We start from the raw sequence: 20,536 nt of genomic DNA on the forward strand, positions 1-20,536 counted from the left end.
TTCGTAACGATTTACGGTCCTTTTATTATAACAGCCTTTCACAGGCCCCGCAAGCACCGAAAAGGCTCCCGCGGGGCGGGAGCCTGAAAGTGCCCATTACTTGTTTTTGCTGGCCCGGCGGGCGGATTTGCCGCTGGCCTTCTTGCCGGTCTGGGTGCGGGTGCTCTTGACGGCCTTGGCCGGCTTGGCGGGCGGCGCCTCCACCGGCTTGTCCATCAGGCGGTCGGGCACGGGTTCCAGCTTCCACAGCTGGTTCTCGCCGAACACGTCCTGCCAGATCTGGGCCTGGGTGCCGTTGTCCACCCGCATGCCCACCAGGTCGATGACCTTGTCGGCCAGCACGTTGCGCAGCTTCACCTTGCCGCCGCCGGCTTCCACGATCTGCCAGCGCTGGCCCGCGCCGGAAGTCTGGCTCCACTGGTGGATCCAGGTGCCGTTGCCCACGCCGGACATGGCCAGATCCATGACCTTGCCGGTAAAGCGGTTCTTGATGCGGTACTCGCCCTCGCCGGCTTCCTCAAAGCGCCACTGCTGCCAGGGCTGGCCTTCGTAACTCCACAGGCGCACCGAGGCACCGTTCTCGGTATTGAAATCGGCCACCTCCAACACGCGGCCGTTGGCAGCGGCGATGGTATAGCATGCGTCGGGACGAATGATCGTCTGGGCAGATTTCTTCATGGTGGATTCCTCCTTTGTCAGGGCACCCGGAGAGAGCGCCCCACTGATTTCTTATATTATAACATGGACACTGCGCGCCGTTTTGCCAAACTTTGCCAGATTGATTTAGGCAAAACGCCGAGAACCGGGGCCAAAATGTCCTGCGTTTTGGCCATTTGTTTGCCCCGGCACTTGCAATTTTGACGGAATTGTCCTATCATATAAAAGATACTATTGTTTCGGGGCCATGGTGGGTCCCAGAGGGAGAGAGTATTTGTCATGAGAATCGCTTTGATCGCACACGATTCCCGCAAGGAATTGATGGCGCAGTTTTGTACGGCATACGTACGGATTTTGTCGGAGAACGAGCTGGTTGCCACCGGCGTCACCGGCAAGATCGTCCACGATGCCACAGGACTGCCGGTGCGGTGTCTGTATCCGGGACGGCGGGGCGGTGCCGAGCAGATCGCGGCCATGATCGGCTGCGGCGAGGTGGATATGCTGCTGCTGTTCCGGGACCCTGTGGCGGCCAAGCCCGGGGAACCCAACGATGTGACGCTGCTGCGGCTGTGCGATATGCACACCATCCCGGTGGCCACCAACATCGCCACCGCCGAGGTGCTGATCCACGGCCTGGAGCGCGGGGATCTTGCCTGGATCGAGCTGCAGCGGGGCCGGAAATAAAGCAACAGCAAAGGGGCTGTTTCCATTGAGAAACAGCCCCTTTTGTGTTTTTGATTATTGGTAGACGATGGCTTTCTTCACGCGGTCGGAATCCTCGGCGCTGCCCAGCAGCCGGGCCAGGGCCAGCGCAAAGGGAATGGCGGCGCCCAGCGCCTCGCCGGTGACGACGGTGCCGTCGATGGTCAGCGGCAGGCCGGTGTATTCGGCGCCGCCCTCGGTGAGCGCGCCGTCCATGCCGGGGTAGACGGTGGCCTTCTTGCCCTGGAGCACCCCGAAGCTGGCCAGCACGGTGGGGCCGGCGCAGATGGCGGCCACGATCTTGCCGGCCGCGGCGTAGTCCTGGCAGACCTTGCGCACGGTGGCGTCGGCCTTCAGGTTGTTGACGCCCGGAATGCCGCCCGGCAGGATGCAGGCGTCATAGGCGCTGTAGTCCACCTCTTCGGCCAGCGCGTCGGCCACGATGTTCACATGGTGGGAGCTGGTCACGGTCTGGCTGCCGCCCACCGCGGCGATGGTGACTTCCACCCCGGCACGGCGCAGCAGGTCCACGCAGAGCAGGCCCTCGCATTCCTCCAGGCCCGGGGCAAAAAAGATAACGGCTTTTGACATAGGAAAATACCTCCTTTGTGGCATTGGGGTGTTGCGGCGGGTATATTATTCCCAGCCGAACAGAAAACGGAAGCAACGGTCCAGCTGGCGGCGCCAGTCGGCTTCGCAGTGCCGTCCGTCCATCTGAAAATAGGGATAGACCGCGGCGCCCTTCTCGGTCAGAAGATGGGCCACGGTGAGGGCGTTGTGGGTGTATTCGGCCAGCTGGTGCTGGTCCCGGGCCTCCCATTCGCCCCAGCTCAGGTAAAAGCGGCTGTCCCTGCGCAGGGTGGCGGCCTGCAGATCGGCCACCAGCAGCTCCATGCAGAGCCGCACCGACGGCGACAGGCAGGCTGCCTTGCTGAAAACATCGTTGTGCATGACGCCGGCGTACAGGCTCATGAGTCCGCCCATGCTGGACCCGCCGATGGCTGTGTGGGCCCGGTCGGGCAGGGTGGGGTAGCGGGCGTCCATCCAGGGCTTGAACTCGCCCACCAGCCAGTCCAGATAGGCCCGGCCGGTGCCGTGGATGCCGTCAAACCAGTCGGAATCGTAGGGGCAGTACTCCTCCAGCCGGCGGTTGCCCTCGTGGTTGCACTCGGGGGCCGCCACAATGGCTTCGGGGTGGCTGTCCAGATATTCCTTCAGCCCCCAGCAGGTGCCGTAGGTGGCGGTGGAATCAAAGAAGAGGTTGTGTCCGTCAAACATATACACCACCGGATACCGCTTGCCGGAAGTCTGCCAGTCGTCCGGCAGATAGAGAAAGACCTTGCGGTCCAGGCCGTAGGGGGTGATCCGGGTGGTAAAGGTTTCGACCATTTGGTCCGCACTCCTTTTAACAGAATCAGTGGGTTTGTTTTATTGTACCGCATTCGGCCGGCTTTTTCAATGTTCCGGCGGGATTTTGCACAGTTTGTCCCCCGACAACAAAAGCGCCGGCTGGCAACCGGCGCTCAAGGGGAGAAAAACAAAACGGGACGGCCACTGCCCCGTCCCGTTTCAAAAAGAAGGAGAAAAACAGAACGTCTTGCCGCTCGTATATCGAACGGAACCCACCCCTCTACAAGTGGATGCCCTTCCAGGATGACCGGCAGGGCGCTCTGGTATTCTTCCTCTTTCCGGAAAGCCTTCATAAAAAAGCGCCTTGGTACGGCGGTGCAAACCAACCGTTCCAAAGCGTCATTGCTTTCTGTGCTTCTATAGTACAACATTTCGGGTGCCTTTGCAAGGGGCAGACGTGTACAATGTGCTTAAAAAATGAGAGCTGTATTTGTACAAATTATACAAGACCGGCGTTCTCCTTGGCCCGCTGGGTGATCTCCGGCAGCAGATCGCGGTAGCTCTGGGCGTCGGCGTCCCAGGTCTCGTAGCCGGGCTGGCCCCGGTGGTCGGTGAGATCATAATGGTCCAGCAGATAGTCCCCCAGGGCGGCGGTGACCTTCTCGGCGCCCAGCCAGTTCAGGTGGGTGCCGCCGTCCGCCGAGTCGGTGGTCCAGTCGATGCCGGGGTTGCTGTCCGCCATGTTGAAGTCCAGGTAGGGCACACCGTTTTCCTCGGCAAAGGCGGCGATGCCGTTGTGGCGGGCCAGGTTCCAGCCCAGCGCCGCCGGCACCGTGACGAGCAGCACCTGGCTGTCGTGGTCGGCGCAGAGCTGCAGGATGCGCTCCATGTAGAATTTCACCATCCAGGGGATGGATTCGCTGGCGCCGGTGTCGTACATGTAGTCCAGGTTGGGCCGGGCGGCCACGTCGGTGATGGGGGTGTAGCCCTTGTTCACATCCCGCCAGCTGTAGTCCTTCTCGGTGAAAAGGTTGTCGGGGCGCAGGTACTTCCAGTTGTCGTGGAAGCGCAGCAGCGGCAGCAGTTCGTCCGAGATGTCCCCCAGGGCGCTCTGCATGTAGGTCTCGCTGCTCTTTTTGGTGTAGGCGGGGGCCGTGCAGAGCACCACCACTTTGGGGCTTTGCTCCTCGTAGATCTGCTTCAGCCGGTAATAGATGTTGTACATGGAAAGCCAGCCCGCCGCATAGGTGTAGCCGGTGATGCCGTGTTCGTCGTACCATTTCATGGGGGCGATACCCTGGGCGGCGTTGGAATCGCCCAGCACCAGCACGTCGATGGTGTCGAAATCCTCCCCCAGGATGCCGCCCGCCGTGTACCCTTCCAGGTAGCGGTTGGATTCCGGCATCAGGTAATGGCCCACGGCCAGCACCAGCATGAGCAGCACCAGTAGAAAGGCGATGATGCGGAGGGCATTTTTTTGCCAGGTTTGTAAAGACATACAGGATACTCCCGTCTGGTGATCGGTTTTATCAGAACTGCGCATAGATGAAGGCGGCGGGATCGTAGTTGTCGCCGTAGGCGCCGAAGATCATCACCGCCAGCATGGCGCCGCAGTAGATCGCCCAGCGCAGCGGCAGCGGGCGGCGGGCGATGGCCTCCCGGATGGCGATGCCCCGCTCGTGGGCCAGGTCCACGGCCAGCAGTACCACGGCGCCCACCGCCAGCACGCCCAGGTCGGCGATATCCAGCTTGATGAGCAGGCTGCCGGTGTAGGGGCGGACCAGACTGGCCAGCATCTCCAGCGCCGCGCGGGTGCCGTTGGAGCGGAAGATCAGCATGCCCAGGTTGACCAGCACAAAGGTGCGCACCACCTGCCACAGCTTGTAGCCCCGGTGGTTGCGCCAGCGGGGCAGAGCGGGGAAGAACCGCAGCAGGGTGGGTTCAGCCGCCTCGCCCAGCCACTGGAGCACGAAGTAGTACAGGCCGTACACGATGTACAGCCAGCCGGCCCCGTGCCAGATGCCGATGGCCAGCCAGGTGAGCAGCAGCCCGGCCCAGACCGGCATGCTGCGGCCCAGCGCCGCGCCGAACCGGGTGCGGCACCATCTGCCGAACCGCATCATGGGTTTACTGACGATGACGGGCTGGAAGACGTATTCCCGCAGCCAGGCACCCAGCGTGATGTGCCAGCGGCGCCAGAAATCGCTGACGCTGCGGGCAAAGAAGGGCTGGCGGAAGTTTTCTGTCAGCGGCACGCCGAAGCACTGGGCGGCGCCCAGCACCATGTCCATGCAGCCGGAAAACTCGGCGTAGAGCTGCAGGGTGTAGAGCAAAGTGCCCACCAGCACGGCGGCGCCGGAGTATTTGGTCCAGTCGTCAAAGACGGCCTTGACGTACATATTGGCCCGGTCGGCGATGATGAGCTTTTTCATCATGCCCCACAGGATGCGCTGCACGCCGAAGGTGAAGGCGCGGTAGTCCGGCCGGGGCGGGTTGAGCATGGCGGGGGCGATGCGGTCCCAGCGGTCAAAGGGGCCCTCCACCACATGGGGCCAGAAGCTCAGGTAGAGCAGCACCTGCCAGTAGTGGGCGGCGGGCCGGGTGGTGCCGCGGCGCACATCGAAGAGGTAGCTCAGTGCCATCAGCGTGAAGAAGCTGAGGCCCAGGGGCTGCACAAAGGAAGGAGCGGCGATCTGCCAGCCGAAGGGCAGCCGGCTCACCACCGCGTTGAGGGTGCGCACCAGGAAGGGCAGATATTTCAGCCAGACCAGCAGGCCCAGCAGCCCGGCCACCCCCACCGCCACAAGACTTTTCTGCAGGGCGGCAAACTGCTGTTTGGCGTCCTTGCGGGCGGGCTTGTCCAGCGCCGGAACGGTGGCCTCCTGCAAAGCCTGCAGACGGCCCAGCCCCAGGCCCAGCACCCAGGCCAGGGCGGCGGCCAGCAGCAGCCAGGCTGTGTAGGTGCCGGCGGTGAGCCAGTAGAAGATCAGGCTGCCCCCCAGCAGTGCCGCGGGCCGGTAGCGCTGGGGCAGCAGCGCCCAGGCCAGCCAGCACAGCGGCAGGAAGATACATAAGTAGGGAAAGGAATTGTATGCCATACCAAGCCTCCCGGGGCTCAGTCATCCAGCCGGTTGACCAGATCCAGGATGGCCGCCGGGGTATGGAAGTTTTCCTCTTTCAGGTCCAGCGGGCTGATCTCCAGATCAAACTCCTCCGCCAGGGCCATCACCACAGACATGATGTCCACCGAGTCCAGCACGCCGGTGCGCACCAGTTCGGTGTCGGGACCGGCTTCGATACCGGGTTTCACTTCGGAAAGAATGTTCATGATTTCATCCATAGTATGCATGGTTCAGTCCTCCTTGCACAGGGCACCCAGTGCGGCGCGGTCGATTTTTCCGTTCTGGTTCTGGGGCATGGCCTGCAGACGGCGGTACACCGTGGGCTGCATGTAGGCGGGCAGACGCTGGGCCAGCCGGGGCCGCAGCGATTCCTCCAGCCCCTTCTTGCCGGTGTAGAAGAGCACCAGCCGGTCCCGGGGCGCGTCGTAGAGGCAGGCGCAGCTCTGCAGCCCCTCCTGCCCGAAGGCCGCCGTCTCGATCTCGCCCAATTCGATGCGGTAGCCCATGTGTTTGATCTGGTTGTCCGCCCGGCCCATGTACTGCAAAAGCCCCTTTTCGTCGTAGCGCACCAGGTCCCCGGTGCGGTAGATGATCTCGGGGTAGTGGGGCTGCAGCGGGTTGGGACAGAACCGCTCGGCGGTCTTGTCGGGCATGTTGTAGTACCCCGCCGCCAGAAAGCTGCCCCGGGCACAGAGTTCGCCCACGGCGCCGGGCTCCGCCGCCCGCCCGTCCTGGGTGAGGACCAGCAAGCCGCAGTTGTCGCAGGCGCGGCCGATGGGCAGCGGTTCGTCGTCGGCAAAGTCCCGGTCCACGATGTAGTAGCTGCAGATATCGGTGGTCTCGGTGGGACCGAACAGGTTGGCGAACAGCGCCGCCGGATAGTGGGCCCGCCAGTAGTTCAGGTAGGGGGTGGGCATCGTTTCGCCCGCAAACAGGATGGTGCGCAGCGGCGGCAGCGCCGTGTAGTCCAGCGCCTTCCAGCGCACCACGCCGCCCAGGGCAGACGGCACCCAGTAGAGGGTGTTGACCTCCTGGATGGTCAGGTAGTCCAGCAGCTGCACCGGAAAGCTGAACAGCCGCTTGGGGATCACCTGTACCCGGGCGCCGGTGCGCAGCGCGGTGTAGATATCGGTCACCGACATGGAAAAGTAGAAGGGTGTCTGGTTGCCGAAGACCGTCGTCTCGTCGATGCCGAAGGCCCCGGCGCTCCAGGCGCTGTAGGCCAGCACGGCCCGGTGCTGGATGGCCACCCCCTTGGGGGTGCCGGTGGAACCGGAAGTGAACAGCACATAGGCCAGGTCGGTGTCGATGGCCTGCTCCCGCAGCGTCTGCAGCAGAAAGCCGTCCGGCGCAGTTGCCAGCGCCTCGTCCAGGTCCACCACCGGGCAGGCAAGGCCCAGGGCGTCGGCGGCATCCCGGTGGGCGCCGTCGGTCACCAGCAGGGCGGGGGAGAGCTGGCCGGTGATCCGCCGCACCCGGTCGGGGGGCTGGGCGGTGTCCAGCACGGTGTAGAAGCCGCCGGCGGCCAGCGTGCCCAGCATGGCCAGCAGACAGGGAACTTCGTGGTCAAGGTAGATCGCCACCGGGCGGCGCTGTACGCCGTAGCCGGCCAGCGCCGTGCCGATGCGCTGCACCGCGTCTTCCACCTCGTTCCAGGTCAGGGTGCGGTGCTCGTCGCCGAAGGCAGGGCGGCTGCCCCAGCGCCGGACCGTGTGGTCCAGCAGTTGCAGAATATGTTTCATGGAAAAGATCCTTTGGTCGTCATCCGAATCCTACAAGACAGCCCGGAAGAAGGTCCCGAACTGTGAACAGTATACCATATTCTGTATTAAAAAAATGTAAAGAAAACAAGAAAAAGCGCGCAGGAAAGATTTTTCGCTCTCCTGCGCGCTTTTTTACATTACATTTTTACAAAACCGGGTTTACTGCTCTTCCACAGGCACGATCCAGCCCTTGGTGTCAGGCAGCTTGCCCCACTGGATGCCGGTCAGCGTGTCGTAGAGCTTCTGGGTCAGCTCGCCGATCTTGCCGCCGCTGATGTGGGCCACCTTGCCCTCCCAGTCCAGTTCCTTGACGGGGGAGACAACGGCCGCGGTGCCGGTGCCGAAGACCTCTTCCAGCTTGCCCTCATCGGCAGCCTTCATGACATCGGCGATGGCCAGCTTGCCCTCGATGACCTCGTAGCCCCAGTCCTTCAGCAGCTCGATGATGGAGCGGCGGGTGACGCCGGGCAGCACGGTGCCGGTGCAGGCGGCGGTGTAGATCTTGCCGTCGATCTTGAACATGATGTTCATGGAGCCGACTTCCTCGACGTACTTCTTCTCCACGCCGTCCAGCCACAGAACCTGGCTGAAGCCGCGCTCCTCGGCCAGCTCGCCGGCCTTGATGGAAGCGGCGTAGTTGCCGCCGCACTTGGTGAAGCCGGTCAGGCCCGGGGCGGCACGGATGTACTCATCTTCCACGTAGATGCGCACGGGGTCCAGACCCTCGGCGTAGTAGGCGCCGGAGGGCGAGCAGATGATGGCGAAGCGGTAATGCTTGGCGGCGTGCACGCCCAGGCCCACATCGGTGGCGATGCAGAAGGGGCGGATGTACAGCGAAGCACCGTCGGAATGGGGCACCCAGTCACGGTCCACATCCACGATGGCCTTCACGGCCTGGACGAAGTCCTCCGGCGGGATGGGCGGCATGCCCAGACGGTCGGCGGAATCGTTGAAACGGTTGGCGTTGCAGTCGGGGCGGAACAGCTGGATCTTGCCCTCGGCGGTACGGTAGGCCTTCATGCCCTCAAAGATTTCCTGGGCGTAGTGGAAGACCGTGGTGGCGGGGTCCAGTTCCCACGGGCCGTAGGGAACGATGCGGGCGTCATGCCAGCCCTCGCCCTCGGTATAATCCATCAGGAACATGTGATCGCTGAAGATCTTGCCGAAACCCAATTTGCTTTCGTCCTGCGGCTTCGCCTTGGGCGCAGTCGTTTTGGTGATTTTGATGTCCAACATGATTTACACTCTCCCTGTTTAATCACAATGCCGCCAGGCGGGCCGCCGCACAGCAACCCGGAAGCAGTTTATCCAATTATAGCGCTCTAAAGCGGTAAATACAAGCCCCAATTTCGCCAGAACAAAAATCTCTTGCCGGGTGGGGAAAATTGCGGTACAATGGGCGTGCAAAAAACGGTTTTACGGGATGGAAAGGACGGCACCCTTATGGTCAAAGGCGTGATTTTTGATATGGACGGTCTGATGTTCGACACCGAACGTCTGTGGGATACCCTGTGGGAACCCGCCTGTGCGGCGCTGGGGGTGGCCATGCCGGCGGATACCGAGGCTTTCTACGCCAGCGGGCGGGGTCTGGCGGGGCAGTTCCTCGTCGACCATGTGAAGGAATACTTCCCCGATGCGGATCCCCGCCGGATTCTGGACAAGGTGTGGCAGATCGGCACGGAGCGGTTCGCCCGGGGGGTGCCCTGCAAGCCGGGCCTCAAGGAATTGCTGGCGCTGCTGGAAAGCCGGGGCATGCCGCGCATTGTGGCCAGTTCCAGCCCGCGGAACATGATCGAGCAGAACCTGCAGACCACCGGCACGGCGCGGTATTTCCACGACGTGGTCTGCGGGGCCGATGTGAAGCACAGCAAACCGGCGCCGGATATCTTCCTGGAGGCGGCCCGCCGCCTGAAGCTGGATATCCACGACTGCCTGGTGCTGGAGGACAGCTTCAACGGGGTGCGCGCCGGCCATGCGGCGGGGGCGGTGACCGTCATGGTGCCCGACCTGGCCCAGCCCGACGAGGAGATCCGGCAGCTCTACACCTGCTGCTGCCACGATTTGTTGGAGGTGCGGGACCTGCTCCAGCAGGGAAAACTGTAAGGAATTTTTCCGCCGGCCGCTTGTAACGCGGCCGGTTTTGCGTTATACTGTGGTTTGGCAGCCTGCGGGCTGTACATTTGCGCTGTACTCCCGAAATGTAGGAGACGGCAGCAGGAGGAAAATTGAATATGAAAAAGCGTACCAACGTCCGTTGGCTCACCCAGCTTGCGCTGCTGGTGGCCATTCTGCTTGTGATGAACTACACGCCGCTGGGCTATCTGCAGATCGGCCCGCTGTCGGCGTCGCTGCTCACCTTGCCGGTGGCCATCGGCGCCATGACGATGGGCCCCCTGGCGGGAACTATTCTGGGGGCGGTGTTCGGCATTACCAGCTTCCTGCAGGCGATGGAGGGAAAAAGTGCTCTCAGCGCCGCCATGTTCGGCGCCAGCCCTGTTGCAACCTTTGTAGTCTGTGTGGTCTCCCGGGTCCTAATGGGTCTCTGCGCGGCTCTGCTCTTCAAAGGGCTGTGTAAGCTGCTGCCCAGGCAGGAAAAATTCTGTTGCTTTGCGGGTGGTTTGCTGACGGCGGTGCTCAATACGGTGTTCTTTATGGGGGCGCTGGTGCTGCTGTTCTATAACCTTCCCTATGTACAGGATGCGGCCCAGAGCATGGGCGCCACCAATGCGCTGATGTTTGTCGTGCTGTTTGTGGGTGTGCAGGCCATCGGTGAATGGGTGACCTGCTGCCTGGTGGCGGGAGCCGTCGCCCTGCCGGTGCGCAAATTCCTCAAACTGAACTGAAGATGCCGGGTTCCGGGCCGCTGCGGCCCGGAACTTTTTTTGTGGATTTTGCGGGGACGGTATGGTAGGATAAAAGAAAAGGGAAGGAGCAACCCACTATGAAAAACCAGGCCATTGTCACCGCTGCCCAGATGAAGCGCATCGAGCAGGCCGCCAACGAGGCGGGTCTTTTGTACATCCAGATGATGGAGAACGCCGGACGAGCTGCCTGGGCCGAACTGGCCCGGCGGTTCCCGGCACCGGGCCGGCTGCTGGTGGTGGCCGGCAAGGGCAACAACGGCGGTGACGGGTTTGTCATGGCCCGGGTGGCGGCCAAGGCAGGCTGGCAGGTCTGTGTCTGGCTGGCGGAGGGGGAACCCAGGACGCCGGACGCCTGCACCAACCGGGCGCTGCTGAAGGAACTGCCCGTGACGGTGCTGGGGCCCGACGACCCGCCTGCATCCGAAGGCTGGGATGCGGCGGTGGATGCCCTCTACGGCACCGGTTTCCATGGGGCGCTGCGCCCGGCGGGACAGCGGGCCTGTGACCTTCTCAACCGGAGCCGCTGGGCGGGGGCGTTTCTGCTGGCGGTGGATCTGCCCAGCGGGGTGGCTGCTGACACCGGCGAAGCGGCGGAGGGGGCCGTCGGGGCCGACCTGACGGTCTGCTTTGACAGCCGCAAGCCTGCCCACACAGCGCCCTGCTGCGGCGAGGTGCTGCTGGCGGATATCGGCATCCCCGATGCCTGCCACCGGGTGTGAGCGGACCATGGAACAGAGACAACGAAAGGGGAAAAACCAGTGAAAAGCGGACTTCTAGGTAGTGTCAACATTCTTTCGCAAATTTAATTTGCAGTCTCTGGAATAAATGAAGTCAGCCGGCAATGGAGGTGCCCTCAAAGGCTGCCTCCAGGTGCTTCATGTTCATGTACTTTTTGTTGCCCCACTGGGTACCAGCCACATGGCGCAGCCGGGCACAAACCAGCATAAGGGCTGAATTGCCGTCCGGAAAACTACCCACCACGCGAGTGCGGCGGCGGATCTCCCGGTTCAGCCGTTCCAATACGTTGGTAGAAGAAATCTTTCTTGCATCCAACTGTGGAAAAGCATAGAACGACAAAGAGTCCTCCAAACCGTCTTCCAGGCAGCAAATGGCTTTGGGGAAACGGTGCTTGTACTGCCTGCAGATTTCTTCAGCCAGTTTGCGAGCTTGTTCTCTGGTGGGAGCCAGCCAGATAGTCTTGAGATTCTGGGCAAAGGCATCTTTGTCCTTGTGAGGAATATGCGCCAGAATATTACGCATGAAATGAACCTTGCACCGTTGCCAGCTTGCTCCTGGGAAGCCTTTACGGATAGCGGCAACAAGTCCGGCGTGTGCATCTGAAACAACCAGTCGGGGCGTACAAAGTCCTCGTTCCTGCAATCCTCGAAAAAGCTGAAGATACACTTCTTCCGACTCTTCCAACATGGGCTCTATCGCCAGAATGTCTCGCTAGCCATGCTCATCCACACCACAGACCACCAGTATCGCCATACTTACAATTCTGCCGTCCATACGAACTTTTTCGTACAGAGCATCCACCCACAAAATGGGATAACTGCTTTGGGCAAGAGAGCGGCTGCGGAAAGCATTTACCTGCTCGTTCAAGCCTTTTGTCATCTCACTGACCTGACTGCGGGACAGGCTTTCAATTCCCTGGCTCTTGGCCAGTTTTTCCATCTTACGAGTGGATACGCCCTGTACAAAGGCCTCCTGCACCACTTGGATCAGTGCCGCTTCACTGCGTTTGCGCTCCGTAACAAAGAACGGTATGTAACCGCCCTGACGTACCTTCGGCACCATGAGATACATGGTGCCCATTCGGGTATCTAGTCTGCGAGGCCGGTAGCCACAGCGATACCCGCTGCGGCTTTCGGCGCGTTCGCTTTTCTCCGCTCCCAGCTGCTGGCTTACTTCGGCCTCCATGAGCTGGGCACACAGCCATTCCAGCATACTCAGCATGGGATCCGGTTGTGCTACACATTGCAGTAGCAATTCGGTCAGATTTGTGGTATGATTCTTTTGAGCCATTAGGGTTTTCTCCTTTGTATCGTGATTGTCTGGACAACTTTCATTTTACAGGAGCCCTAATGGCTTGTCTATTTCTTATTTGCTTTTGCGAACTCGATTATACGCTATCGTGGAAGGCCGAAGCCCAGCGGCTGTGCTGGACCTACAACCAGCTGCCGCCCGATCAGCCGGAACGCCGCCGGGAAATCCTCCAAAAGCTGCTGGGGGATTGTTCCGACCTGACCTTCATCGAGCCCGCCTTTCACTGTGATTACGGCTTCAACATCCACACCTACGGCCTTACCGTCATCAACTACAACTGCGTCATCCTGGACACCTCGCCCGTCCACATCGGGGCGGGGGCCTTCATCGCGCCGGGCGTCTGCTTGGCCTGCGCGGGCCACTCGGTGGATGCGGCCCAGCGCGCAGAGGGCATCAGCACGTCGGCGCCCATCACGCTGGAGGAAAACGTCTGGATCGGCGCCAACGCGGTGGTCTGCGGCGGCGTCACCATCGGCAAGGGCTCGGTCATCGGAGCGGGCAGCGTGGTCACCCACGACATCCCCGCCGGGGTGGTGGCCGCCGGCGTGCCCTGCCGACCCATCCGCCCTGTCACCGACAGGGACCGCATCCCGCCGGAGCAGCTGGCGTTCTGACCGCAAGGCTTTTCACATGGTCGGCAAAACACGCCCCAGCGAACAAATTCTGTACGGTGCTGTGGCGGAAATATGCGGCAAAGGCTTGCAAAATATACGGTTTTGTGTTATTATGGCAAACCGAAACCGTGAGAATCAAAATGGGAAGAACCCGTTGGCCGCACTGTACCTGCGGCAGCGATGCTGTATTCCGGCACCCCGGGGCAGGTCCCGCGCGGGACCTGCCCTTTCTTTGTGAGGAGAACCCTATGCCCATATCCCTCAAAACCCGAGAACATATCCGACGCCGGCTGGCGGTGGCGCTGCCCAAGTGGGGTGCGCTGGCCGCCGGAGCGCTGGCGCTGGGACTGACCATCGCATTCACCTCTCAGGCGCTGCATTTTGTGGTGGTCAGCGACACCCACGGCGGCAGCGTGCGTATCCTGACGGCCTCCAGCAGTGAGGAGACGCTGCTCAGCCTTACCGACACGCCGCCTCTGGGGGAGAACGACAAGATCGTCTGGTCCCAGAACGCCGACGGCCGTCTGATGCAGGTGCTGCGCGCCTACACGGTGCCGGTCACGGCGGACGGCCAGACCCGGGATGTCATCACCACCGGGGCCACGGCGGCGGAGCTGCTGGCGCAGCTGGGGCTGACCTACGACGACAACGATATCCTGACCCCCGCCGCGGACGAGACGGTGACGGAGGGCAGCAGCCTGACGCTGCAGCGGGTGGAGTATGTGGACTATACCGAGGACGTGGTGATCCCGTCCCAGCGGCAGGAGGTGCCCACCAGTCTGTTCTACCGCGACCACGACGAGACGATGATGCTCCAGGAGGGCAGCGACGGACTGGATACCGTCACCTGGCGGGATGTCTACATCGACGGCACCTGGACGGAAAAACAGGAGCTGGACCGGGTGACCCAGGTGGGAATGGTGCCCACCGTGGTGAAGGTCTACGGCGAGCAGGCGCCCGTCTCCTCCTTTGTGGGGCCGGAGATCGTGGACGGCGTCCCCTCCGAGGGGGTGGTGGAGACCTACACCGGCCAGCGTTCCACCGGCTATTCCGCGTCGTCCACCGCCAAGGGGGCCAGCGGACAGCGGCTGACCTACGGCACGGTAGCGGTCAACCCCAACATCATTCCCTACGGCACCCTGATGTACATCACCAGTGACGACGGTTCCTTCGTCTACGGCTACGCCTATGCGGCGGACACCGGCACCGCCATGATGGAAGGCCACGCCTTTGTGGACCTCTACTACCAGACCTACCAGGAATCGGTGGAGAGCGCTGTGGTGCCGGTGACGGTCTACATCATCGACGACGACGTGGCATCCCGGTACGAGGAGCAGAACGACGCCATCCGGCAGACGCTGCTGGACCAGGGATTCCCCGATCCGGATTCCGCTTCCTGAACAAAACAAAAGCAGGAAAGGCTTGTGCCTTTCCTGCTTTTTCTATATACGGCAGGGGAGAGGGCCCTGCCGGGGCCATCAATATTCCTTGGCTTCCTCTTCGCCGTTGACCACGCGCAGGGCGCCCTGGCAGAGCGCCAGCAGCTCGTCCTCGCCGGGGTAGACGGTGATGGGGGCGATGAAGCCCAGATACTTCTGCAGAATCTCGCGGGTGTAGTCATTGTAGGCGATGCCGCCGGTCAGGATGATCTGATCCACCTGGCCGCAGAGCACGGCGGCCATGGCGCCGGCATCCTTGGCGATCTGGTAGAAGAAGGCATCCCACACCAGCTTGGCTTCGGCGTTGCCCTCGTCGGCCATCTTGTTGACCTGACGGGCGTCGTTGGTGTGCAGGTAGCCATTGAAGCCGCCGTTGCCGCAGATCTTCTTGTAGATCTCCTGCTGGGTGTACTTGCCGCTGAAGCACATCTTCACCAGATCGCCCACCGGCACGGTGCCGCTGCGCTCGGGGCTGAAGCAGCCTTCGCCGTCCAGGATGTTGTTCACATCCACCACCTTGCCGTGGTTGTGGGCGCCCACCGAGACACCGCCGCCCATGTGGATGACGATGAGGTTCAGGTCCTCGTAGCGCTTGCCGTTCTCCTTGGCAAAGCGGCGGGCCACAGCCTTCTGGTTCAGGGCGTGGAAGATGGAGCGGCGGGGCAGCTCGGGCATACCGGAGATGCGGGCCTTGGGGGTCAGTTCATCCACCACCACGGGGTCCACGATGTAGCTGGGCACACCCAGGGCGTCGCCGATCTCCCGGGCCAGGATGCCGCCCAGGTTGGAGGCGTGCTGACCCTGGACGCCGGCCTTCAGGTCGGCCAGCAGGGCGTCGCTGACGGCGTAGGTGCCGCCCGGAATGGGCTTGAGCAGGCCGCCGCGGCCCACGATGACGTTCAGGCTCTTGGGGTCACAGTTCTTTTCCTTCAGAAAGTCCAGAATGATCTCCTTGCGGAAGTCCTTCTGGTCGATGATGCTGGCGTACTTGGCAATTTCCTCGGTGGGATGGCGCAGCGTTTCCTCGAACAGCAGCGTCTCATCCTCGAACACGCCCACCTTGGTGGAGGTGGAACCGGGGTTGATGACCAGTGTTTTGATGGACATGGTATCTCGTCTCCTTCTCTTCTCTTATTCCTGCTTCAGGCCGGCGGCCACAACGGCGGCCAGCGCGATGGAGTTGACCTTGGTCTGGAAAGAATCGGAGCGGCTGGTCAGGATGGCGGGCACCTTGGTGCCGGTCAGGATGCAGCCGTTCTTGCACTCGGCGGTGTGGACCAGCGTCTTGTAGACGAGGTTGCCGGCCTGGATGTCGGGGAACAGCAGGATGTCGGCATGGCCGGCAGCCGGGCGGTCCTGGGCACCCTTGTGATGGGCGGCTTCGGGATCGATGGCAATGTCCATGGACAGGGGGCCGTCCACCACACAGCCGGTGATCTTGCCCTCCTCGTTCATCTTGCGCAGCTCGTCGGCATCCACGGTGCAGGGCATCTTGGGGTTGACCACCTCAACGGCGGCCAGCGGGGCCACCTTGGGGCACTCCACGCCGCAGGCATGGGCCACCGCCACGGTGTTCTCGATGATGTGGACCTTGTCCTCCAGGGTGGGGTAGGTCATGAAGGCCACGTCGGTGAGGAAGAGCAGCTGCTCGATGCCCTTGACCTCGAAGACGGCCACGTGGGACAGCGTCTTGCCGGTGCGCAGACCCACTTCCTTGTCCAGCACGCTCTTCAGGAAGGTCTTGGTGTCCAGCAGGCCCTTCATGTACATGTTGGCCACACCGTCGTGGGCCAGCTTGACGGCTTTCAGCGAGGCCTGGACCTTGTCCGGCTCGTTGATGATCTCGTAGTCGCTCAGGTCGATGTTCAGTTCCGCAGCGATCTTGCGGATGGCAGCTTCGTCACCCACAAGAATGGCGTCGGCAATGCCCTGCTTGTGGGCAGCGTCCACGGCCTCCAGAACGGCGTCGTCCTCCGCGGCGGCCACGGCCAGCTTCTGCTTGCCGCAGGTCTTCACTTTTGCAATCAGATCCTCAAAATTCATGGTACAGCACCTCGTTTTTTGTATCCTGCAGATAATCCGGAGGGACACACCCTCGCATGTTAAAATAATAACACGGTACTGCCGGCGGGTCAAGAGGCAAAACATCCGTTGCCGGAAGAGGGGAGCGGCACAGTGCCCCATTCAAATAGGTAGCCTCCACAGTGCCGCCCCGGAGGGAAAAAGAAAGTTTTGTGCGGAATGCCGAAACAAACCTGCGATTTCAACACAATTTTAACAGTTGGGCAATTGACAAAACCTTAACAAGATGGTAAAACTATAGTAGAGTTTCTGGAAATGCGCCGGAAACTTTGCGGCACCAGCCGCCGCGCACCTGACCGAGTCGGTTTTGATGATTGCCTGAAGCCAGCCACGGCGCCGGTGCCTACATTTCCACCCTGAATTGTTTATTTTTTAACAGATGGGCGGAAGAGGAAAGGTTTGTGTACCATGCCGATTGCCATGTATCCGGGCAGCTTTGACCCCGTCACCCGCGGGCATCTGGACATCATCAAGCGCTCCAGCCGTATGTTTGACAAGCTGATCGTCGCCGTACTGGTCAACAGTGCGAAGACGCCGCTGTTCACGGTCGAGGAGCGCGTTGCCATGCTGCGGGAATGCTGCAAGGATATGCCCAACGTGGAGGTGGATTCCTTCAACGGGCTGACCGTCAGCTTTGCCAAGCAGAAGGGGGCCACCGTCATGGTGCGGGGGCTTCGCGCGGTCACCGACTTTGAGAACGAGATCCAGCTGGCCCACACCAACTACGCCATGATGCCGGAGATCGAGACGATCTTCCTGGCCACGGCCATCAAATGGAGTTATCTCTCCTCCACCATCGTGCGGGAGGCGGCCCACTACGGGCAGGACGTTTCCCGGTTCGTTCCCTCCAATGTGGAGAAGCAGCTGCTGGCCAAGCGGGCGGAGGGCAAACTCTGAAACAGGAATTCACACCGCCCCGGCGGTTTGAAGATACACGGTTTACTAAAGAAGTCTATCCACAAAAAATGTTTTCAGGAGGCTACTTATGAAGAAGATCGTCATTGCAAGCGCCTGCCGTACTGCCATCGGCAAGTTCGGCGGCACGCTGTCCAACGTCCCCGCTGCGGAACTGGGCTCCATTGTCATCAAGGAAGCCATCAACCGCGCCGGCATCAAGCCTGAGCAGGTCGACCATGTCTACATGGGCTGCGTCATCCAGGCAGGCCTCGGCCAGAACGTGGCCCGCCAGGCCAGCCTGAAGGCCGGCCTGCCCGTCACCACGCCGGCCGTCACCGTCAACGTGGTCTGCGGCTCCGGTCTGAACTGCGTCAACATGGCTGCCCAGATGATCGAGGCCGGCGATGCCGACATCGTCGTGGCCGGTGGTACTGAGAACATGGATATGGCTCCTTTCGCCATGATGAAGGGCCGCTACGGCTACCGCATGGGCTACCCCATGGGCAAGAGCGAACTGGTGGACACCATGGTCAACGATGCGCTGTGGGACGCTTTCAACAACTACCACATGGGCATCACCGCCGAGAACGTGGCCGAGCAGTGGCACCTGACCCGCGAGCAGCTGGATGAGTTCGCCTACAACAGCCAGGTCAAGGCCGACGCCGCCATCAAGAGCGGTGCCTTCAAGGACGAGATCGTTCCCGTCACCGTGAAGCAGAAGAAGACCGAGATCGTTTTCGACACCGATGAAGGTCCCCGCCTGAGCCCGATGGAGGTTCTGGGCAAGCTGAAGCCCTCCTTCAAGAAGGACGGCATCGTCACCGCCGGCAACTCCTCCGCCATCAACGACGGCGCCGCTGCTCTCGTCATCATGAGCGAGGACAAGGCCAAGGAGCTGGGCATCACCCCCATGGCCACCTGGGTTGCCGGTGCGTTGGGCGGCGTGGATCCCTCCATCATGGGTGTCGGCCCCATCGCCGCTACCCGCAAGGTCATGGCCAAGACCGGCCTGACCGTCGCCGATATGGACCTCATCGAGGCCAACGAGGCCTTCGCGGCCCAGAGCCTGGCCGTTGCCCATGACCTGGAGTTCGACATGAGCAAGGTCAACGTCAACGGCGGCGCCATCGCCCTGGGTCATCCCGTGGGCGCTTCCGGTGCCCGTATCCTGGTCACCCTGCTCTACGCCATGAAGCATCGCGGCGCTCACAAGGGCCTGGCCACCCTGTGCATCGGCGGCGGCATGGGCTGCGCCACCATCGTGGAAATGTAAGTTACGGAGGAATTGAAAATGTCCTTTGTCAATACCGAAATTCAGGACGCCGTCGCCATTGTGACGATCGACCGTCCCAAGGCGCTCAACGCCCTGAACCCCGAAGTGCTGGCTGACCTGAAGGCCGCCTTCGAGGCCATCGACCAGAACACCGTGCGCTGCGTGGTCCTCACCGGCGCCGGCGACAAGAGCTTCGTGGCCGGTGCCGACATCGGCTCCATGTCCACCATGACCAAGGCGGAAGGCGAAGCCTTCGGCAAGCTGGGCAACGACATCTTCCTGATGATCGAGCACTTCCCGCTGCCCGTCATCGCGGCGGTCAACGGTTTCGCCCTGGGCGGCGGCAATGAGCTGGCCATGAGCTGCGACATCCGCATCTGCTCCAACAACGCCGTCTTCGGTCAGCCCGAAGTGGGCCTGGGCATCACCCCGGGCTTCGGCGGCACCCAGCGCCTGGCCCGTCTGGTGGGCATGGGCATGGCCAAGCAGATGGTCTACTCCGCTCTGAACATCAAGGCGGACGAAGCCCTGCGCATCGGCCTGGTCAACGCGGTGTACACCCAGGAAGAGCTGATGCCTGCGGCCCTCAAGCTGGCCGGCAAGATCGCCAAGAACGCACCCATCGCCGTGCGCAACTGCAAGAAGGCCATCAACGACGGCATCAGCCTGCCCATCGAGAAGGCTGTGGAAGTGGAAGAAAAACTGTTCGGCGACTGCTTCGAGACCCACGATCAGGTCGAGGGCATGGGCTGCTTCCTGAGCCGTGAGAAGCCGAAACCCAAACCGGTTTTCACCAACAACTGATTTTACATACATAACAATTTCAGGAGGGTTACTACTATGAAGGTAGGCGTTATTGGCGCTGGCACCATGGGCCAGGGCATCGCAAAGGCTTTTGCGCAGGTCGAGGGTTACACCGTGGCTCTGTGCGACATCAAGCAGGAGTGGGCCGAGGGCGGCAAGAACAAGATTGCTGCCGGCTACGCCAAGCTGGTTGCCAAGGGCAAGCTGGACCAGGCTGAAGTGGATCGCCGTCTGGCGGCCATCACCCCGGGTCTGAAGGAAGACATCTGCGCCGACTGCGACCTCATCGTTGAGGCTGCGTTCGAGGATGTGAAGGTCAAGCAGGACACCTTCTCCGCCCTGGACAAGATCTGCAAGCCGGAGTGCGTTTTCGCTTCCAACACTTCTTCTCTGTCCATCACCGAGATCGGCAAGGGCCTGTCCCGTCCTCTGGTGGGCATGCACTTCTTCAATCCCGCTGACCGCATGAAGCTCATCGAGGTCATCGCCGGTGTGAACACCCCCGCCGAGACTGTCGAGACCATCAAGAAGATCAGCGTGGAGATCGGCAAGACCCCCGTGCAGGTCAATGAGGCTGCCGGCTTCGTCGTCAACCGCATCCTGATCCCCATGATCAACGAGGCCGCCTTCATCAAGATGGAGGGCGTCTCCGACATCGCCGGCATCGACACCGCCATGAAGCTGGGCGCCAACCATCCCATGGGACCCCTGGAGCTGGGCGACTTCGTCGGCCTGGACATCTGCCTGGCCATCATGGATGTCCTGTACAAGGAGACCGGCGACAGCAAGTACCGTGCCTGCCCGCTGATCCGCAAGATGGTCCGCGGTGGCAACCTGGGCTGCAAGACCGGCAAGGGCTTCTATGTCTACAACGCCGATCGCACCAAGACCCCTGTGGACGCCCTGTAATTCAGTAAAAC

20 protein-coding genes and 1 pseudogene are annotated in these 20,536 nt (G+C 61.7%); 10 read left to right on the forward strand and 11 right to left on the reverse strand.

From position 1 onward, the window contains the following. Positions 1 to 96: 96 nt before the first annotated feature. On the reverse strand, positions 97 to 678 hold the full coding sequence (locus ABGT73_RS02230; RefSeq protein ID WP_346668213.1) for an RICIN domain-containing protein: 582 nt from the start codon (positions 676 to 678) through the stop codon (positions 97 to 99). A gap of 258 nt (positions 679 to 936) precedes the next feature. Between ABGT73_RS02230 and ABGT73_RS02235 the strand changes: the two genes are divergently transcribed. Continuing rightward, the gene (locus ABGT73_RS02235) at positions 937 to 1,341 is read left to right on the forward strand and encodes a methylglyoxal synthase (protein WP_346668214.1); all 405 of its coding nucleotides are present in this window, start codon (positions 937 to 939) and stop codon (positions 1,339 to 1,341) included. A gap of 54 nt (positions 1,342 to 1,395) precedes the next feature. Here ABGT73_RS02235 and ABGT73_RS02240 read toward each other — a convergent pair whose 3' ends face one another. The 7 genes from ABGT73_RS02240 to ABGT73_RS02270 form a co-directional block, all read right to left on the reverse strand. After that, on the reverse strand, positions 1,396 to 1,950 hold the full coding sequence (locus ABGT73_RS02240) for a DJ-1 family glyoxalase III (RefSeq protein WP_346668215.1): 555 nt from the start codon (positions 1,948 to 1,950) through the stop codon (positions 1,396 to 1,398). A 45-nt stretch (positions 1,951 to 1,995) separates the two neighbouring features. Then, positions 1,996 to 2,748 carry an alpha/beta hydrolase-fold protein gene (locus ABGT73_RS02245; RefSeq protein ID WP_346668216.1) on the reverse strand — a complete coding sequence of 251 codons (753 nt, stop codon included), beginning with the start codon at positions 2,746 to 2,748 and terminating at the stop codon, positions 1,996 to 1,998. A 460-nt stretch (positions 2,749 to 3,208) separates the two neighbouring features. After that, on the reverse strand, positions 3,209 to 4,207 hold the full coding sequence (locus ABGT73_RS02250; protein WP_346668217.1) for an SGNH/GDSL hydrolase family protein: 999 nt from the start codon (positions 4,205 to 4,207) through the stop codon (positions 3,209 to 3,211). A 31-nt stretch (positions 4,208 to 4,238) separates the two neighbouring features. Continuing rightward, positions 4,239 to 5,807 (reverse strand): MBOAT family O-acyltransferase, encoded by a 1,569-nt coding sequence (locus ABGT73_RS02255; protein ID WP_346668218.1) that lies wholly within the window; start codon positions 5,805 to 5,807, stop codon positions 4,239 to 4,241. Between the two features lie 17 nt (positions 5,808 to 5,824). Then, positions 5,825 to 6,058 carry an acyl carrier protein gene (locus ABGT73_RS02260; protein WP_346668219.1) on the reverse strand — a complete coding sequence of 78 codons (234 nt, stop codon included), beginning with the start codon at positions 6,056 to 6,058 and terminating at the stop codon, positions 5,825 to 5,827. Positions 6,059 to 6,061: 3 nt separating this feature from the next. Further along, positions 6,062 to 7,573: an amino acid adenylation domain-containing protein gene (locus tag ABGT73_RS02265; protein ID WP_346668220.1), complete on the reverse strand. Its 1,512-nt coding sequence runs from the start codon at positions 7,571 to 7,573 to the stop codon at positions 6,062 to 6,064. Between the two features lie 180 nt (positions 7,574 to 7,753). Next, positions 7,754 to 8,830, reverse strand: a complete 1,077-nt coding sequence (locus ABGT73_RS02270; protein WP_346668221.1) for a branched-chain amino acid aminotransferase — start codon at positions 8,828 to 8,830, stop codon at positions 7,754 to 7,756. Positions 8,831 to 9,037: 207 nt separating this feature from the next. Between ABGT73_RS02270 and ABGT73_RS02275 the strand changes: the two genes are divergently transcribed. The 3 genes from ABGT73_RS02275 to ABGT73_RS02285 all read left to right on the forward strand — a co-directional run bounded on the left by ABGT73_RS02275 (position 9,038) and on the right by ABGT73_RS02285 (position 11,177). Then, complete coding sequence (locus ABGT73_RS02275) at positions 9,038 to 9,697, forward strand: HAD family phosphatase (protein WP_346668222.1); 660 nt, start codon at positions 9,038 to 9,040, stop codon at positions 9,695 to 9,697. 128 nt (positions 9,698 to 9,825) lie between these two features. Then, positions 9,826 to 10,437: an ECF transporter S component gene (locus ABGT73_RS02280; RefSeq protein ID WP_346668223.1), complete on the forward strand. Its 612-nt coding sequence runs from the start codon at positions 9,826 to 9,828 to the stop codon at positions 10,435 to 10,437. A 98-nt stretch (positions 10,438 to 10,535) separates the two neighbouring features. Beyond that, complete coding sequence (locus tag ABGT73_RS02285) at positions 10,536 to 11,177, forward strand: NAD(P)H-hydrate epimerase (protein WP_346668224.1); 642 nt, start codon at positions 10,536 to 10,538, stop codon at positions 11,175 to 11,177. 205 nt (positions 11,178 to 11,382) lie between these two features. Here the strand turns inward: ABGT73_RS02285 and ABGT73_RS02290 are convergent. Next, positions 11,383 to 12,486: pseudogene (locus ABGT73_RS02290) on the reverse strand (IS256 family transposase); the annotation flags it as partial. 59 nt (positions 12,487 to 12,545) lie between these two features. Between ABGT73_RS02290 and ABGT73_RS02295 the strand changes: the two are divergent. Then, the gene (locus tag ABGT73_RS02295; protein ID WP_346668225.1) at positions 12,546 to 13,121 is read left to right on the forward strand and encodes a sugar O-acetyltransferase; all 576 of its coding nucleotides are present in this window, start codon (positions 12,546 to 12,548) and stop codon (positions 13,119 to 13,121) included. A 248-nt stretch (positions 13,122 to 13,369) separates the two neighbouring features. After that, positions 13,370 to 14,521, forward strand: a complete 1,152-nt coding sequence (locus ABGT73_RS02300) for a ubiquitin-like domain-containing protein (RefSeq protein ID WP_346668226.1) — start codon at positions 13,370 to 13,372, stop codon at positions 14,519 to 14,521. Between the two features lie 78 nt (positions 14,522 to 14,599). Here ABGT73_RS02300 and buk read toward each other — a convergent pair whose 3' ends face one another. Continuing rightward, positions 14,600 to 15,667, reverse strand: coding sequence for a butyrate kinase (gene buk, locus ABGT73_RS02305; protein WP_346668227.1), 1,068 nt, complete (start codon positions 15,665 to 15,667; stop codon positions 14,600 to 14,602). Between the two features lie 24 nt (positions 15,668 to 15,691). Continuing rightward, positions 15,692 to 16,603: a phosphate butyryltransferase gene (ptb, locus tag ABGT73_RS02310; RefSeq protein WP_007045829.1), complete on the reverse strand. Its 912-nt coding sequence runs from the start codon at positions 16,601 to 16,603 to the stop codon at positions 15,692 to 15,694. Positions 16,604 to 17,050: 447 nt separating this feature from the next. Here ptb and coaD point away from each other — a divergent pair, with 447 nt between their 5' ends. From coaD to ABGT73_RS02330, 4 genes are all read left to right on the forward strand, one after another. Continuing rightward, positions 17,051 to 17,539, forward strand: coding sequence for a pantetheine-phosphate adenylyltransferase (gene coaD / locus ABGT73_RS02315; RefSeq protein ID WP_346668228.1), 489 nt, complete (start codon positions 17,051 to 17,053; stop codon positions 17,537 to 17,539). An 88-nt stretch (positions 17,540 to 17,627) separates the two neighbouring features. Beyond that, positions 17,628 to 18,812, forward strand: a complete 1,185-nt coding sequence (locus ABGT73_RS02320; protein WP_346668229.1) for an acetyl-CoA C-acetyltransferase — start codon at positions 17,628 to 17,630, stop codon at positions 18,810 to 18,812. A gap of 18 nt (positions 18,813 to 18,830) precedes the next feature. Then, positions 18,831 to 19,616 (forward strand): enoyl-CoA hydratase-related protein, encoded by a 786-nt coding sequence (locus ABGT73_RS02325; protein ID WP_346668230.1) that lies wholly within the window; start codon positions 18,831 to 18,833, stop codon positions 19,614 to 19,616. Between the two features lie 36 nt (positions 19,617 to 19,652). Further along, a complete protein-coding gene (locus ABGT73_RS02330) occupies positions 19,653 to 20,525 on the forward strand; it encodes a 3-hydroxyacyl-CoA dehydrogenase NAD-binding domain-containing protein (protein ID WP_346668231.1) in 873 nt (290 codons plus the stop codon). Positions 20,526 to 20,536 lie beyond the last annotated feature (11 nt).

The organism is uncultured Subdoligranulum sp. (assembly GCF_963931595.1).
GTDB lineage: Bacteria > Bacillota > Clostridia > Oscillospirales > Ruminococcaceae > Gemmiger.